Origin of the sequence: Pseudomonas sp. PARCl1, from assembly GCF_947311875.1 — a bacterium.
In the GTDB taxonomy this organism is placed as follows: domain Bacteria; phylum Pseudomonadota; class Gammaproteobacteria; order Pseudomonadales; family Pseudomonadaceae; genus Aquipseudomonas; species Aquipseudomonas juntendi.
The window spans coordinates 1-15,395 of sequence record NZ_CAMZMX010000070.1; the positions used below are offsets into that span (position 1 = coordinate 1).

Annotated in this window: 13 protein-coding genes and 4 tRNA genes; 10 read left to right on the forward strand and 7 right to left on the reverse strand. The window is 63.4% G+C overall.

Features of this window, described 5'->3' with window-relative positions:
- Position 1: 1 nt before the first annotated feature.
- From QME24_RS23615 to rluD, 7 genes are all read right to left on the reverse strand, one after another.
- Positions 2 to 75: transfer RNA gene (locus QME24_RS23615), tRNA-Pro, on the reverse strand.
- 47 nt (positions 76 to 122) lie between these two features.
- Positions 123 to 198 (reverse strand) — tRNA-Lys (locus tag QME24_RS23620).
- 6 nt (positions 199 to 204) lie between these two features.
- A tRNA-Pro gene (locus QME24_RS23625) sits at positions 205 to 281 on the reverse strand.
- Positions 282 to 284: 3 nt separating this feature from the next.
- A tRNA-Asn gene (locus QME24_RS23630) sits at positions 285 to 360 on the reverse strand.
- Between the two features lie 464 nt (positions 361 to 824).
- On the reverse strand, positions 825 to 3,389 hold the full coding sequence (gene clpB / locus QME24_RS23635; protein ID WP_280091718.1) for an ATP-dependent chaperone ClpB: 2,565 nt from the start codon (positions 3,387 to 3,389) through the stop codon (positions 825 to 827).
- Between the two features lie 172 nt (positions 3,390 to 3,561).
- The gene (gene pgeF / locus QME24_RS23640; protein WP_009683006.1) at positions 3,562 to 4,302 is read right to left on the reverse strand and encodes a peptidoglycan editing factor PgeF; all 741 of its coding nucleotides are present in this window, start codon (positions 4,300 to 4,302) and stop codon (positions 3,562 to 3,564) included.
- A complete protein-coding gene (rluD, locus tag QME24_RS23645) occupies positions 4,299 to 5,261 on the reverse strand; it encodes a 23S rRNA pseudouridine(1911/1915/1917) synthase RluD (protein ID WP_009683007.1) in 963 nt (320 codons plus the stop codon). The genes pgeF and rluD overlap by 4 nt, the downstream gene beginning before the upstream one ends.
- Positions 5,262 to 5,408: 147 nt before the next feature.
- On the opposite strand from rluD, the gene QME24_RS23650 reads away from it, so the two are divergent.
- The 10 genes from QME24_RS23650 (at position 5,409) to QME24_RS23695 (ending at position 15,192) form a co-directional block, all read left to right on the forward strand.
- Positions 5,409 to 6,428: an outer membrane protein assembly factor BamD gene (locus tag QME24_RS23650; protein WP_009683008.1), complete on the forward strand. Its 1,020-nt coding sequence runs from the start codon at positions 5,409 to 5,411 to the stop codon at positions 6,426 to 6,428.
- Between the two features lie 94 nt (positions 6,429 to 6,522).
- A complete protein-coding gene (locus QME24_RS23655; protein WP_029887329.1) occupies positions 6,523 to 6,753 on the forward strand; it encodes a PP0621 family protein in 231 nt (76 codons plus the stop codon).
- Positions 6,754 to 6,935: 182 nt separating this feature from the next.
- Positions 6,936 to 7,700 (forward strand): FCD domain-containing protein, encoded by a 765-nt coding sequence (locus tag QME24_RS23660; protein ID WP_029887330.1) that lies wholly within the window; start codon positions 6,936 to 6,938, stop codon positions 7,698 to 7,700.
- A 90-nt stretch (positions 7,701 to 7,790) separates the two neighbouring features.
- A complete protein-coding gene (locus QME24_RS23665; RefSeq protein ID WP_280091719.1) occupies positions 7,791 to 8,993 on the forward strand; it encodes an ABC transporter substrate-binding protein in 1,203 nt (400 codons plus the stop codon).
- A gap of 65 nt (positions 8,994 to 9,058) precedes the next feature.
- Entirely contained in the window at positions 9,059 to 9,919 is an 861-nt protein-coding gene (locus QME24_RS23670; protein WP_029887332.1) for a branched-chain amino acid ABC transporter permease, read from the forward strand.
- Position 9,920: 1 nt separating this feature from the next.
- Positions 9,921 to 10,940, forward strand: coding sequence for a branched-chain amino acid ABC transporter permease (locus tag QME24_RS23675; protein WP_280091720.1), 1,020 nt, complete (start codon positions 9,921 to 9,923; stop codon positions 10,938 to 10,940).
- The gene (locus QME24_RS23680) at positions 10,940 to 11,692 is read left to right on the forward strand and encodes an ABC transporter ATP-binding protein (protein ID WP_280091721.1); all 753 of its coding nucleotides are present in this window, start codon (positions 10,940 to 10,942) and stop codon (positions 11,690 to 11,692) included. Before QME24_RS23675 ends, QME24_RS23680 begins: the two co-directional genes overlap by 1 nt.
- Positions 11,692 to 12,387 (forward strand): ABC transporter ATP-binding protein, encoded by a 696-nt coding sequence (locus QME24_RS23685; protein ID WP_054903873.1) that lies wholly within the window; start codon positions 11,692 to 11,694, stop codon positions 12,385 to 12,387. Before QME24_RS23680 ends, QME24_RS23685 begins: the two co-directional genes overlap by 1 nt.
- Positions 12,388 to 12,503: 116 nt before the next feature.
- The gene (locus tag QME24_RS23690; RefSeq protein WP_054903872.1) at positions 12,504 to 13,781 is read left to right on the forward strand and encodes a Zn-dependent hydrolase; all 1,278 of its coding nucleotides are present in this window, start codon (positions 12,504 to 12,506) and stop codon (positions 13,779 to 13,781) included.
- 1 nt (position 13,782) lies between these two features.
- Positions 13,783 to 15,192: an amidase gene (locus QME24_RS23695; RefSeq protein ID WP_192441609.1), complete on the forward strand. Its 1,410-nt coding sequence runs from the start codon at positions 13,783 to 13,785 to the stop codon at positions 15,190 to 15,192.
- The last annotated feature ends 203 nt before the right edge of the window (positions 15,193 to 15,395 follow it).

Consider the following 15,395-nt stretch of genomic DNA (forward strand, 5'->3'; position numbering starts at 1 on the left):
GTCGGGGTGAGGGGATTCGAACTCCTGACATCCTGCTCCCAAAGCAGGCGCGCTACCGGACTGCGCTACACCCCGAGGTCTTTCAAAAAAAAGGGCATCTCTTTGAGATGCCCTTCTTTACATGGTGGGTCGTGTAGGATTCGAACCTACGACCAATTGGTTAAAAGCCAACTGCTCTACCAACTGAGCTAACGACCCGGAAAATGGTCGGGGTGAGGGGATTCGAACTCCTGACATCCTGCTCCCAAAGCAGGCGCGCTACCGGACTGCGCTACACCCCGAGATGGCTCCGCGACCTGGACTCGAACCAGGGACCCAATGATTAACAGTCATTTGCTCTACCGACTGAGCTATCGCGGAACTGAACTTCGGTACTACTTTCCGATTTGCTACTCCGAAGACTGTGTTCGCTTCGGACTCTTGAGCTTCGCTGCTTTCGCGTTGTAGCTGCTGAGGCCGGCTATTCTACATTCTTCGTTTTGCTTGTCAACCACTTTTTTTCATTCAACTTACTGATTTGTAAGTTGTTTTGCGGCCATCGTTACTGCTGATGATTCGCTTAGTGCCTGACAACGCGGCGTATATTAGGGGCACTCGTTTTTTGATGCAAGCAAAAATTTCAAAAATTTCAGCAGGTTATCCAGACAGGCTGGGAAAGCCCGAATTTGCTGGGGCGGTGCCGGCTTCTTCGCGGGTGAACCCGCTCCTCCAGGGTTATGCGCAGGCTTCAAGGCTGCAGGTAAACGCATGACCCCCTAACAGGCCAGCGCAGGCAGCCAGGCAAAAAAAAAGCCCCGCAAACGCGGGGCTCATGGTGAAGCAGGTCAGCCAAAGACGATTTCGTCGCCCTCCACCTTGGCAGTGATCGCGGTACCCGGCATGAACTTGCCTGCCAGGATCAATTGCGCCAGCGGGTTTTCGATCCAGCGCTGGATCGCCCGTTTCAGCGGGCGGGCACCGTAGACAGGGTCGTAACCCACGGCGATCAGCTTGTCCAACGCTTCCGGGCTCAGGCTCAGCGACAACTCGCGCTCCAGCAGGCGGCTGCGCAGGCGGCCCAGCTGTATCTCGGTAATGCCGGCGATCTGCTCGCGGCCCAGCGGCTCGAACACCACCACTTCGTCGATACGGTTGATGAACTCCGGACGGAAGTGCGCCCCTACTGCGTCCATCACTGCCGCACGCTGTGCCTCGCGGTCGCCGACCAGCTCCTGGATCTGTGCCGAGCCCAGGTTGGAGGTCATCACGATCACCGTATTGCGGAAGTCCACGGTGCGCCCGTGGCTGTCGGTCAGGCGGCCGTCTTCCAGCACCTGCAGCAACACGTTGAACACATCCGGGTGGGCCTTCTCCACCTCGTCCAGCAGCACCACCGAGTAGGGCTTGCGCCGTACCGCCTCGGTCAGGTAACCGCCCTCTTCGTACCCTACGTACCCGGGTGGCGCACCAATCAGGCGAGCCACGGAGTGTTTCTCCATGAATTCGGACATGTCGATGCGGACCATGGCCTCTTCAGTGTCGAACAGGAACTCGGCCAGTGCCTTGCACAGCTCGGTCTTGCCCACACCGGTAGGGCCCAGGAACAGGAACGAACCACTTGGCCGGTTGGGGTCGGACAACCCGGCACGTGAGCGGCGCACAGCGTTGGCCACGGCGGTTACCGCTTCGCCCTGCCCGATCACGCGCTGGTGCAGCAACGCTTCCATTTTCAGCAGTTTTTCGCGCTCGCCCTCCAGCATCTTGGATACCGGAATACCGGTCCACTTCGACACCACCTCGGCAATCTCTTCCTCGGTCACCTTGTTGCGCAGCAACTGGTTCTCGGTCTTGCCGTGCTGGTCGACCATCTGCAGGCTGCGCTCCAGGTCCGGGATTACCCCGTACTGCAGCTCGGCCATGCGGCTCAGGTCGCCCTTGCGGCGGGCAGCTTCCAGCTCCTGGCGGGCCTGCTCGATCTTTTGCTGGATCTGCGCCGAGCCCTGTACTTCGGCTTTCTCCGAAGCCCAGATTTCTTCCAGGTCGGAATACTCGCGCTCCAGCCGTTCGATTTCTTCGGTCAGCTTCTCCAGGCGCTTTTTCGCTGCCTCGTCTTCTTCCTTCTTCAGCGCCTGCGATTCCACTTTCAACTGGATCAGGCGGCGATCGAGGCGGTCGAGCACTTCCGGCTTGGAGTCGATCTCCATGCGGATGCGGCTGGCCGCTTCGTCGATCAGGTCAATGGCCTTGTCCGGCAACTGACGGTCGGTGATGTAGCGGTGGCTGAGTTTGGCCGCAGCGATAATGGCACCGTCGGTGATGGCCACCTTGTGGTGCACTTCATAGCGTTCTTTCAGGCCACGCAGGATGGCGATGGTGTCTTCTTCGCTCGGTTCCTCTACCAGCACTTTCTGGAAGCGGCGCTCCAGGGCGGCGTCTTTCTCGATGAACTGGCGGTACTCGTTCAGCGTAGTGGCGCCCACGCAGTGCAGTTCGCCACGGGCCAGGGCCGGCTTGAGCATGTTGCCTGCGTCCATGGCACCCTCGCCCTTGCCGGCGCCAACCATGGTGTGCAGTTCGTCGATGAACAGGATGATCTGGCCTTCCTGCTTGGACAGCTCGTTCAGCAGCCCTTTCAGGCGCTCCTCGAACTCACCGCGGTACTTGGCACCCGCAATCAGCGCGCCCATGTCCAGCGCCAGCAGGCGTTTGCCTTTCAGGCCGTCGGGCACTTCGCCATCGATGATGCGCTGGGCCAGGCCCTCGGCGATGGCGGTCTTGCCCACGCCGGGTTCGCCGATCAGCACCGGGTTGTTCTTGGTACGGCGTTGCAGCACCTGCACCGTACGGCGGATTTCGTCGTCGCGGCCAATGACCGGGTCCAGCTTGCCTTCTTCGGCACGCTTGGTGAGGTCGACGGTGTACTTGTCCAGCGCCTGGCGTGACTCTTCGGCGTTGGCGTCATTCACCGCCGCGCCACCGCGCAGGTTGTTGATGGCATTCTCCAGGGCCTTTTTGCTGACACCCTGGCTGAGCAGCAACTTGCCCAGCTTGCTGTTCTCGTCCATGGCGGCCAGCAACACCAGCTCGCTGGAAATGAACTGGTCGCCCTTTTGCTGGGCCAGGCGGTCGGCCTGGTTGAGCAGGCGCGCCAGGTCCTGCGACATGTTCACGTCGCCGGTGGGGTTCTGGATTTTCGGCAGCTGGTCGAGTTCTTTCACCAGTGCCTGGCGCAGGCTATTGATATCGAAGCCCACTTGCATCAGCAGTGGCTTGATCGAGCCGCCCTGCTGTTCGAGCAATGCCTGCAACAGGTGCACGGGCTCGATGGCAGGGTGGTCCATGCCTACGGCCAGGGATTGGGCATCGGATATTGCAAGTTGCAGCTTGCTGGTCAAACGGTCTATTCGCATGGTGTACCTTCCTTTAAAGGGCAGGTCGGAGCGATGGACAGCGCCTGTTTATAAAGAAACCTGCCTGAGATGCCTTTATAGATAGGGCTGATTCTGGAAGATTCAAGCGTAGCGGGGTTGACCGGGATCAACGGGTTGGATTAGCGCTTGGGGCAGGCGGTGCCCATCAAGGCTAGAGCGGCTGCAACCACACCAGCGAAGCGAAGCGGCCACCCTGCGGCGTACGGCGGTAGGAGAAAAACCGCTCGTCACTGACCGTGCACCAGCCACCGCCATAAACAGCCGATACCCCACGGGCCGCCAGGCGAATGCGCGCCAATTCGTAGATGTCTGCCATCAGCTTGCCTGGCCGCTCGCCCTCGACAAAAGCCCGGGCGGCTTCAGGGTGCACGGCAGTAAAGGCATCGCGCACTTCCAGCCCCACTTCGAAAGCCTTGGGCCCGATCGCCGGCCCCAGCCACACCAGCACCTCCTGGGGCGCCAGCGCCAGGCGGTCGAGGGTGGCTTCCAGCACGCCACCCGCCAGCCCGCGCCAGCCCGCATGCGCCGCCGCCACGCGGGTGCCCGCACGGTCACAGAACAGTACAGGCAGGCAGTCGGCCGTCATCACGGTGCAGGCAATGCCGGGCTGGCTGGTGCAGCTGGCATCGGCCTCGGCTACCACGGCCGGGTTGGCATCCGCCACCTCCAGCCCATGCACCTGCTTGAGCCAGGCTGGCTGGATGGCGAACTGCTCGCGCAGGCGGCGACGGTTTTCGGCAACCGCGGCAGGGTCATCCCCCACATGGTCACCCAGGTTGAACGTGGCGTAGGGCGGCAGGCTCACACCGCCCTGACGGGTGGTGACACAGGCGCGTACCGAGGCCGGGGCTGGCCAGTCGGGAAACAGCAGCGTCTGCGCCAGGTCACTCATCCGATGAAGCTCTCACGGTCCTGGTTGAGCAGCGACAGCAACCAGACGAAGTCGTCGGGCAGTGGCGACTCCCACTTCATGACTTCACCGGTGATCGGGTGGGCCAGGGCAAGGAACCGCGCGTGCAGCGCCTGGCGCGGGAAGCTTTTCACTGCCTCGACCATGGTTGGGCTGGCAGCCGGCGGAATGCGGAAGCGGCCACCGTAGGTCTGGTCGCCGACCAGCGGAAAGCCCACATGGGCCATGTGCACGCGGATCTGGTGGGTGCGGCCGGTTTCCAGCTTGACCCGTACATGGGTGTGCGAGCGGAAGCGCTTGAGCACCCGGTAGTGGCTGACGGCTGGCTTGCCGCCGTCGGTGACCGCCATGCGCTGGCGCATGCCGCCGTGGCGACCGATCGGGGCGTCGATCTTGCCACCGGCGGTGACCACGCCGATGACGATGCACTCATAAATGCGGCTGACCTTGCGCGCCTGCATCTGCTCGACCAGCTTGGTCTGCGCCTGCAGGGTCTTGGCCACCACCATCAGCCCGGTGGTGTCCTTGTCCAGGCGGTGAACGATACCGGCACGCGGCACGTTGACGATGTCTGGCACGTGGTGCAGCAGCGCATTGAGCAGGGTGCCGCTGGCGTGCCCGGCAGCCGGGTGCACGACCAGCCCGGCGGGCTTGTTGATGACCATGATGTGGTCGTCTTCGTAGACGATATCCAGTTCGATATCTTCTGCTACCCACTCACCCTGGGCTTCCTGTTCGGCCTGCAGGGCAAGCTGGGAGCCACCGTGAACGAGGTCGCGAGGGCGCACGACGGCACCATCGACCGTCAGGCGGCCCTCTTTGATCCACGAAGTTAGCCGCGAACGCGAGTACTCGGCGAACAATTGGGCGGCGACCTGGTCGAGGCGTTGGCCGCCCAATTCGGACGGGACCTCTGCGCTAAGTTGAATGATCTCGGACATGCTCGATTCGGCGGGCGCACAGCCTTTGGTTTCGGCTGCGAGCTTGTGGTTAAATACGGCTTCTTTTGTCCCGGGGTTGGCCGGGGCGCTCATCATAACAGGACGGCACCGCCCAAAACAGCGGCCGTCAAAGGGACGCAAGCCGCCATGCAAGTGAAACACCTGCTGCTGATCGCCATCCTTGGGCTCACCGCGGCCTGTTCCTCGAATAAGGAAGTCATCGACGAGAACCTCAGCGAGGCCGAGCTGTACCAGCAGGCCCAGGCTGATCTGGACAACTCCAGCTACACCAGCGCCGTGAACAAGCTCAAGGCCCTGGAGTCGCGCTACCCGTTCGGCCGCTATGCCGACCAGGCGCAGCTCGAGCTGATCTACGCCAACTACAAGAACGCCGAGCCCGAGGCTGCCAAGTCGGCTGCCGAGCGCTTCATTCGCCTGCACCCGCAGCACCCGAACGTGGACTACGCCTACTACCTCAAGGGCCTGACCTCGTTCGACCAGGACCGTGGCCTGCTGGCGCGCTTCCTGCCGCTGGACATGACCAAGCGTGACCCGGGTGCTGCCCGCGACTCGTACAACGAGTTCGCCCAGCTGACCAGCCGCTTCCCCAACAGCCGCTACGCGCCCGATGCCAAGCAGCGCATGATCTACCTGCGCAACCTGCTGGCGTCGTACGAAATCCACGTGGCCGACTACTACCTGAGCCGCCAGGCTTACGTAGCTGCCGCCAACCGTGGCCGCTACGTGGTCGAGAACTTTCAGGAAACCCCCTCGGTCGGCGACGGCCTGGCGGTAATGGTCGAGTCGTACCAGAAGATGCACCTGGACGAACTGGCCGCCACCAGCCTGGAAACCCTCAAGCTCAACTACCCAGACCACCCAAGCCTGGTCGATGGCGAGTTCCAGCCCAAGCAGACCGAGTCTGACGGCCGCGGCTGGCTGTCCAAGGCCACCCTGGGCCTGATCGAGACCGACACGCCGCTGCCGCCGGGTGAAACCCGCGCCAACCAGGACGTGGTCAAGCAGTTCCAGGACGCGCGCGACGAGATGCCGCAAGAGCTGCTGCCCAAGGATGAAAACGGCGACCCGATCGTGCCCGAGGGCCCGAAAGAGGCCGAGAAAGACCGCTCCTGGTTCAGCTACATGACCTTTGGTCTGTTCGATTGACCGACCGCGGTAAATGAAAGGGAGGCCTTGGGCCTCCCTTTTTTGTCGGCTGCATCCTAGACTGTCGGCTTCTTCCATCAACAAGCTGGACACCATGGTTCGCCTACTTTTCTGGATCGCCCTGATCGCCGCCGCGTTCTGGCTGTGGCGCAAATTCAAAATCAGCCAGCAGTCGCGCCCCGAAGCCAAGCTCGATGCGCCACTGACGATGGTGCGCTGCGCCCATTGCGGCGTGCACCTGCCCAATGATCGGGCGCTGCAGCAGGGCAACGAGTGGTATTGCAGCCAGGCCCACCTGCAGCAAGGTCCCGGCCGCCAAGGCTGAACAAAGAGCCCTGTGGGAGCGGGTTTACCCGCACCACAGGGTCTGCAGTCAATTCACCGCTTCACATATCCCTCCCCGACCCTTTCACACCAAATACGACCCCTCCCCCTCCTCCAGCATTGACCCAGCCCGGCAAAACTCGCTAAATCCTATTTATCCGCATAAATATGAAAAATAGCGAAATGCTCAAACCCAAACGCAAGCGCCAAAAGCTGTCGGATGTGATCGTCGAATCGGTCAAGCGCTCAATCGTCACCGAAGCGCTGCACCCCGGCGACCGCCTGCCCACCGAGCGTGAGCTGATGGAACACTTCGAGTGCTCCAAGGGCACTGCCCGCGAGGCACTCAAGGCACTTGAGGTCGAAGGCCTGGTCAGCACCCGCACCGGTCCTGCCGGGGGTGCCTACCTGGCCGAGGTCGGCACCGAGCCCGCCAGCCGAGCGCTGCGCAACTACCTGCACTTTCAGCACCTGGACGGCGAGCAGGTGTACCAGCTGCGCAAAGTCATCGAGGTCGAGTTGGCAGTGTCGGTAATGGGCCAGCTGAGCGAAGCGGACTATGCCGCGCTTGAGGCCAACATCGATTTCTGCAGTGCGCCGGAAGACAGCGAAGAGGGCCAGCGCGAACAGCGCCTGGCGGAGCTGGAGTTCCACACCCTGCTGGCCCACCGCTGCCCCAACCCGTTGCTGCGCTTCATGGCGGTGTTCCTCAACGACCTGCTGCGCGACCTGGTGGTGCTGAAAAAAGCCTACCTGCCCAAGCGCCAGCAGTTCGCCGCAGCCAACATCGACTACCACAAACAACTGCTGAGCGCCCTGCGCGCCAGTGACGAGCCCAGCGTACGCCGGCTGATGCACGAGCACATGTGCGACGCCGAACACCACATGACCGCACTGGAGGGCGAGGTCGCCCGCCACTTCCTGCTGGAGTTCAACCACCACCACTGATCCGCCTGGAAAGAGGCCTGCTCACAGGCCCGTCCGTACCCGCTTTGTCATTGCCACTCCTGCCTAATAACCACAACCAAGGAGTTACCCATGCAAAGACGTACCCTGCTCAAGGCAGGCCTTGCCCTGGGTGCCTTCGGTAGCCTCCCCTTGGGAGCACACCGGGCATTCGCCGATCAACCGTTGACCTTCTATGGGCTCAAGTCCGTGTCGGGTGCCTTCGCCAGCTACGGCAAGTACGCCGACATGGGCTCGCGCCTGGCCATCGCCGAATACCCGCAGTTGCTGGGGCGCCCGCTCAAGTACAAAGTCATCGACACCGAAGGCAACGCCGGTAAGGCCGTGCGTAAGGTACAGGAAGCCATTGGCCAGGATGGCGCCCGCTTCTTCCAGGGCTGCACCCTGTCGTCTTCGGCGCTGGCGGTTTCCAAGGAAATACACAAGGCCGGTGGCGTGTTCATGACCCCGGTGGGCGCCGACGAAATCACCGGCAAGGACTGCAACGCCTCGACCTTCCGCTGGTCGGTGCCGACCTACGGCGCCATCCGCGAAACCCTGGTGCCGATGATTCGCCAACTCCCGCAGGCCAAGCGCTGGTACACCATCACCCCGCAATACGTGTTCGGCGACGCGCTGCTGGACAACGCCCGCAAAGTATTCGCCGAGCAGGGCGTGGAACATATCGGCAACAGCTATCACTCGCTGCAAGAGCAGGAATTCTCGGGTTACCTCACCAATGCCATCGCGGCCAAACCCGACGTGCTGGTGCTGCTCAACTTCGGCAGCCAGGCCTCCAACGCGCTGCGCCAGGCGGTCAACTTCGGCATCAAGGACCGTATGAAAGTGCTGATGGTGTGGTCAGCCGGCCTCGACCAGTTCCAGGAGCTGGGCAGCGACGTGCTCGAAGGCGTGTACCTGGGCGCGCAGTACTGGCACCAGGTGGATACGCCGCTGAACCAGCAACTGGTTGCCGCCACCCGCAAGGCCTACGGCATCAACCCCAACTACCCGCTGGCCGCCGACTACATCGGCACCAAGGTCATGCTCGAAGCCATCGTCAAGGCCGGCAGCCTGGACGGGGCCGCCGTCTCTGCAGCACTGCAGGGCATGCGTTTCCAGGGGCCGACCGGCGACGAGCTGATCCGCCCGGGCGACCACCAGGTGCTCAAGGATTACTACCTGCTGCGCGGCAAGCCCCAAGGGCAGATGCGCGATGAAGACGACCTGGCCGAGGTCATCAGCTCGGGCCGCTCGTTCGTCGAGCCCGACCACACCGGTTGCGCCTTGGCCTGAAGCCGCGGCGTTAGTCACTCACACTCGTACAGGCAGCCGCGCCGCGCGCTGTCGAGGGCACGCTCATGCTCGATTTGTACCTGTTCCAACTGCTCAACGGCCTGGGCCTGGGGATGATCTACTTCCTCATCGCCGTAGGCCTGACGATCATTTTCGGCTTGCTCAACTTCGTCAACTTCGCCCATGGTGCGTTCTTTCTGCTTGGCGCCTACCTGTGCTACACCGCCGTGGCCATCACCGGCAGCTTCTGGCTGGCGCTGCTGATCGCCCCTCTGGTGGTGGCCGCCCTGGCCTGGGCGGTCGAGCGCCTGCTGATCAAACGCATCTATCACCTGCCACACACCTTCCAGATCCTCGTTACCCTTGGCATCGCCCTGATCATCCAGGAAGCCTCGGTGCTGATCTGGGGCCCGGTAGGCAAGAACATCGCCGTGCCGCCCGAGCTGCGCGGGGTGTTGATCCTGGGTGACTTCATCTACCCGTACTACCGCCTGTTCCTGATCGGTTTTGCCGCACTGATCGGCGTTGGCCTGTGGCTGCTGCTGGAACGCACCCGCTTCGGCGCCCTGGTGCGGGCCGGCAGCGAGAGCACCGAAACCGTGTCGCTGCTGGGTACCAATATCTTCCGCCTGTTCTCCCTGACATTCGCCCTGGGCGTAGGCCTGGCCGGCGTGGCCGGTGTGCTGTTCGCGCCGCTGCGCGGTGCCCAGCCCTTCGTCGGCCCGGAAATCCTCGGCATCGCCTTCGTGGTGGTGGTGATCGGCGGCATGGGCTCGTTTGGCGGTGCGCTGGTCGGCGGCCTGTTGGTGGGTGTGGTGCAAAGCATGATGACCAGCCTGTGGCCACAAGGCGCCAGCCTGATGATCTACGGCGCCATGGCGGCGGTGATCCTGGTGCGTCCGTATGGCCTGTTCGGGAGAGCCTGAGATGAGTGAAAAAAACCCTTTGCCAGTCGCCAGGGGCCGTGCCCCGGCACTGCTGTTGCTGGTAGTCGTCAGCCTGGTGGCGCTGCCGTTGCTGCTGCCATCGGCCACCCTGGCCACTGAAATCCTGATCTTTGCCCTGGCCGCGCTGGCCTGCAACCTGTTGCTGGGCTACACCGGCCTGCTGTCGTTCGGCCAAGGCATCTTCTTTGGTGTGGGCGCCTATGGTGCGGCATTGCTGATGATCCACCTGCAGTGGGGCATGTTCGCTGCGCTGCTTGGCGCCGCTGTATTCGGCGCCTTCCTCGCGCTGCTGGTGGGCGCCCTGGCCATACGCCGCACGGGCATCTACTTCGTCATGCTGACCTTGGCCTTCAGCCAGATGGCCTACTTCCTGGCCTATACCCTCAGTGGCTGGACCGGCGGCGACAACGGCCTGCTCGAAGTACCACGGCCGAACATCGAGATCGCCGGCCATGTGCTGGTCGACCTGGCCGACCCGCGGCACTTCTATGTGTTTGTCGCCGTGCTGTTCCTGCTGATCTTCGCCGGCGCCCTGCGGGTCATTCGCTCGCCGTTCGGCAGCACCCTGCTGGCCATCCGCGAGAACGAGACCCGCGCTGCTGCCATCGGCTATGACACCCGCCATTTCAAGATCCTGGTGTTCATGCTGTCGGGCGCCATCACCGGGATTGCCGGGGCGCTGTACGCCATGCTGCTGCATTTTGCGCCGCTGTCGAACATCGACCTGATGATGAGCGAGAACATTCTGATCATGACCATTGTCGGCGGTACCGGCTCGCTGTTCGGCTCGCTGCTGGGGGCCGGTGCCATCGTGCTGCTGGGCGATGTGCTGTCCGAACTGTGGCCACGCTGGCTGATGCTGCTGGGGGTGATCCTGATCCTGGTCGTGGTGTTCATGCGCGGTGGCCTGTGGGGCGGCCTGGCCGAACTGGCCAAGCGCCTGCTCGCTAGCCGTGCCTCCCACGACAAACCCCAGGCCAAGACCAAGGAGACCTTGTGATGAGCGACTACCTCCTGCAAACCCGCCAGCTGGAGCTGGCATACGGGCCGTTCAAGGCGGTCGCGGGCGTGGACCTCAACGTGCGCGCCGGCACCATTCACACCGTTATCGGGCCCAACGGCGCCGGCAAGACCAGCCTGTTCCACTGCCTGACAGGTGAGCGCCAGGCCACCGCCGGCAAGATCCTGTTCACTGGCCAGGACATCGTCCGCAAGCCGTCCCACGGCCGTGTGGCACTGGGCATGGCGCGTTCGTTTCAGCTCACCAGCCTGTTCCAGAACCTGTCGGTACGCGAGAACCTGCGCCTGGCGGCCCAGGGCCGCGATGGCCTGGGCGCGCTGAACTTCTGGCGTAGCGTCGAGCACAAGCGCAGCCACTGGGACACCGCCGACCAGGTACTGGAGCGCCTGCAGCTGACTGGCCGCGCCAACACCCTCGCCGGCGAGCTGTCGCACGGCCAGCAACGGGTGCTGGAAGTGGGCATGTCCATCTGCGCCAAGCCTACCCTGCTGATGCTCGACGAACCCACCTCGGGCATGGGCATTGATGACATCCCGGTCATGACCGACCTGATCAGCGACCTGGGCCGTGACCATACCGTGCTGTTGATCGAGCACAACATGAGCATCGTCATGTCGATCAGCCAGCGCATCACAGTAATGAGCCACGGCCAGATCCTGGTCGAGGGTACCCCTGAACAGGTGCGCAACGACGAACGCGTGCGCACTGCCTACCTTGGTGAGGCCGCATGATGCTCAACGTCGATTCGATCCATTCCTACTACGACAAGAGCCATGTGCTCGAAGGCGTATCGCTCAAGGTCGAGGCTGGCGAACTGGTCACACTGCTTGGGCGCAACGGTGCCGGCAAGACCACCACCTTGCGCAGCATTCTTGGCATCGTTCGCCCTCGGCAGGGGCAGATCAGCTTCAACGGCCAACAGTTGGTCGGCCGTGAAATCTTCGACATTGCCCGGCTGGGCATTGCCCTGGTGCCAGAGCACCGCGGCATTTTCCGCCAGCTCAGTGTCGAGGAGAACCTGAAGATCGCCGTGCGCACGACCAGCCGCTGGCAGCTGGAGGACGTGTACAGCATGTTTCCGCGGCTGAAGGAGCGGCGCCGTAACGGTGGCTTCGCGCTGTCCGGCGGCGAGCAGCAGATGCTGGCCATCGCCCGCGCCCTGCTCAACGGGCCCAAGCTGCTGATCCTCGATGAACCGACTGAAGGTCTGGCGCCGGTGATTGTCGACGAGCTGGTGAAGATTCTGCGGCGCATCAAGGACGAAGGGCTGTCGATCCTGCTGGTGGAGCAGAACCTGATGGTCTGCGATGCCCTTGCAGACCGCCACTACGTGCTGGAGCAGGGTCGGGTTGCCTACCAGGGCAGCGCAGCGCAGTTCCGTGAGGACCCGAGTATCAAGAACCGTTATCTGGCCCTGAGTGCCTGACCCAGACCTGCTTTTCTGTACCGGCCTCTTCTAAGGACTACGCAGGACCTGTGGGAGGGGGCAAGCCCGCGAAGAGGCCGGTACCAGCAACCCAATACTTTCAGGAGAGATGAACCATGAACACCCGCATCGATCCCCCGCAGCACCTGCTTGCCCAAGGCCCACTGGTCAGCCGCGAACGCCTCTGGCAATCGCTGATGGACCTGGCCCAACTGGGCGCCACCGCCAAGGGCGGTGTGTGCCGCCTGGCCCTGACCGACCTCGACCGCCAGGCCCGCGACCTGTTCGTACGCTGGTGCGAAGAAGCCGGCTGCACCGTCAGCGTCGACGCCATCGGCAACATTTTTGCCCGCCGCCCCGGCCGCAACCCGGCCCTGCCGCCTGTCATGACCGGCAGCCACATCGACACCCAGCCCACCGGTGGCAAGTTCGATGGCTGCTACGGGGTCATGGCCGGCCTCGAAGTCATGCGTACCCTCAACGACTTGAAGCTGACCACCGAAGCGCCGCTGGAGGTGGTGGTGTGGACCAATGAAGAAGGCTCGCGCTTTCCACCGTGCATGATGGGTTCTGGGGTATTCGCCGGTAAGTTCGACCTGCAGCAGACCCTGGACAAGGTCGATGACCAGGGCCTGTCGGTGGGTGCCGAGCTGCAGCGCATCGGCTATGCCGGCCCGCGCGTACCTACCGGGCATGCCGTGGGTGCCTACTTCGAAGCGCACATCGAGCAAGGCCCGATACTGGAAGACCAGCGCACGACCATCGGCGTGGTCCAGGGCTGCCTGGGGCAGAAATGGTTCGACCTGGTGCTGACCGGTGTAGAAGCACATGCAGGCCCCACCCCCATGCACTTGCGCAAGGATGCGCTGGTCGGTGCCGCCGAGGTCGTGGCTGCGGTCAACCGTGTTGCCCACGCCCACCAGCCGCATGCCTGCGGCACGGTAGGCTGCCTGACCCTGCACCCGGGCTCGCGCAACGTCATCCCCGGCCAGGTGCACATGACCATCGACCTGCGCCACCTCGACCCAGAGCACCTCGCTGCCATGGTCAGTGAAGTGCGCACGGCCATCGAAACCAGCGCAACGGCACACGGCCTTGCCTGGCAGCTCACCCCGACGGCCGACTTCCCGCCGTTGTACTTCGCCGAGCAGTGCGTGGATGCCGTGCGCCAAGGGGCACGTGCGCTGGGCCTGAGCCACATGGATATTGTCAGTGGTGCCGGCCACGATGCGATTTTCCTCGCCGAGCTGGGCCCGGCCGGGATGATATTCGTACCGTGCGAAGGCGGCATCAGCCACAACGAAATCGAAAATGCCGCGCCGCAGGACCTGGCAGATGGTTGCGACGTATTGCTGCGCGCCATGTTCCAGGCCGCCAACCCAGGAGCCCGCTGAAATGCCTCAGAAAACCGCGATTGGCGAGTTCACCGCTGCCGAACTGCTCGAACTGTACCAGCGCCGCCAGTTGTCGCCTGTGGAGGTGGTCGACGATGTGCTGGCGCGCATCGACCAGCACAACCCGGCGGTCAACGCCTATTGCCACGTCGACGGCGAAGGCGCCCGTGCCGCTGCCCGGGCCAGCGAACAACGCTGGCAACGGGGCGAGCCTTGCGGCCGGCTCGATGGCCTACCCGCCTCGATCAAGGACCTGACCCTGACCCGTGGCATGCCCACCCGCAAAGGGTCCCGCACCACGTCCGCGGCCGGGCCATGGGAGGTCGATGCCCCGTTCAGCGCTTTCATGCGTGAGGCCGGTGCAGTCCTGGTGGGCAAGACCACTACCCCCGAGTTCGGCTGGAAGGGCGTAACCGACAACCCGCTGTACGGCATCACCCGTAACCCCTGGAACACACGGCTGACTGCCGGTGGCTCGTCGGGTGGTGCCGCCGCCGCTGCCGCATTGAACCTGGGCGTACTGCACCAGGGCAGCGATGCCGGGGGCTCTATCCGCATACCCTGCGCCTTTACCGGCACCTTCGGCATCAAGCCCACGTTTGGCTATGTGCCGCAATGGCCGGCCAGTGCCATGACCGTACTGTCGCACCTGGGGCCGATGACGCGCACGGTGGACGACGCGGTGCTGATGCTCGACTGTGTCGCCCGCCCCGATCCACGTGACGGGTTGGCCGGTGCGCCACGACAGGCTCCGTGGCTGGGCCAGCAGCAAGACCTGAATGGTCTGCGCATCGCCTACAGTGCCAATTTTGGTCACGTGCAGGTCGACCCGCAGATCGAGGCGCTGGTGGCGCAAGCGGTACAGCGCCTGGCTCGGCTGGGCGCGCAGGTCGAAGAAGTGGACCCCGGCTTCAGCGACCCGCTGGAAACGTTCAATACCCTGTGGTTTGCCGGTGCAGCGCGGCTGGCCAGTGCGTTGAGCGATGAGCAGCGAGCGCTGCTTGACCCTGGGCTGCGCTGGATTGCCGAACAGGGGGCTCGCATCAGCCTGAGCCAGTACACCCAAGCACTGGAGGCGCGGGCGGAGTTGATTGCGAAGATGAACGCCTTCCACCAGCGCTATGACGTGCTGGTTTCGCCGATGCTGCCGCTGGTGGCGTTCGAGGCCGGGCACAACGTGCCGCCTGGGTCGGGGATGGCGCAATGGATGGAATGGACGCCGTTCAGCTACCCCTTCAACCTGACCCAACAACCCGCAGCATCAGTGCCTTGCGGGTTCACCCGCGAAGGCTTGCCGGTGGGGCTTCAGGTCGTGGCCGGGCGCTTTGCCGATGATCAGGTGCTGCGGGTGTGCAAGGTGTATGAGCAGCATTACCCGAGCCGGCATTCACAGGCGCCGATTACAGGCTGATATCGCTACTGGCCTCCCCTGCCTCATCGCAGGCAAGCCAGCCCCCACAGGGATCGCCTTAGGGCTGACAGGTGTTTGTCACAAGATATGCAGCGCCTGTGAGATCGAGCGCCGCCCGCGCGGCGCATCGCGAGCTGCGCTCGCTCCTACGTTTGTTTCGGGCCAATTATTCCTGTGGGATTCGCGCGCGAACGCCTTGGTGC

Coding starts and splice junctions, on each gene's coding strand:
- rluD (WP_009683007.1), bottom strand. CDS start 5,261: ATGTCCGAGATCATTCAACTTAGCGCAGAGGTCCCGTCCGAATTGGGC.
- QME24_RS23675 (WP_280091720.1), top strand. CDS start 9,921: ATGAGTGAAAAAAACCCTTTGCCAGTCGCCAGGGGCCGTGCCCCGGCA.
- QME24_RS23665 (WP_280091719.1), top strand. CDS start 7,791: ATGCAAAGACGTACCCTGCTCAAGGCAGGCCTTGCCCTGGGTGCCTTC.
- clpB (WP_280091718.1), bottom strand. CDS start 3,389: ATGCGAATAGACCGTTTGACCAGCAAGCTGCAACTTGCAATATCCGAT.
- QME24_RS23670 (WP_029887332.1), top strand. CDS start 9,059: ATGCTCGATTTGTACCTGTTCCAACTGCTCAACGGCCTGGGCCTGGGG.
- QME24_RS23685 (WP_054903873.1), top strand. CDS start 11,692: ATGCTCAACGTCGATTCGATCCATTCCTACTACGACAAGAGCCATGTG.
- QME24_RS23695 (WP_192441609.1), top strand. CDS start 13,783: ATGCCTCAGAAAACCGCGATTGGCGAGTTCACCGCTGCCGAACTGCTC.
- QME24_RS23680 (WP_280091721.1), top strand. CDS start 10,940: ATGAGCGACTACCTCCTGCAAACCCGCCAGCTGGAGCTGGCATACGGG.
- QME24_RS23660 (WP_029887330.1), top strand. CDS start 6,936: ATGCTCAAACCCAAACGCAAGCGCCAAAAGCTGTCGGATGTGATCGTC.
- pgeF (WP_009683006.1), bottom strand. CDS start 4,302: ATGAGTGACCTGGCGCAGACGCTGCTGTTTCCCGACTGGCCAGCCCCG.
- QME24_RS23655 (WP_029887329.1), top strand. CDS start 6,523: ATGGTTCGCCTACTTTTCTGGATCGCCCTGATCGCCGCCGCGTTCTGG.
- QME24_RS23650 (WP_009683008.1), top strand. CDS start 5,409: ATGCAAGTGAAACACCTGCTGCTGATCGCCATCCTTGGGCTCACCGCG.
- QME24_RS23690 (WP_054903872.1), top strand. CDS start 12,504: ATGAACACCCGCATCGATCCCCCGCAGCACCTGCTTGCCCAAGGCCCA.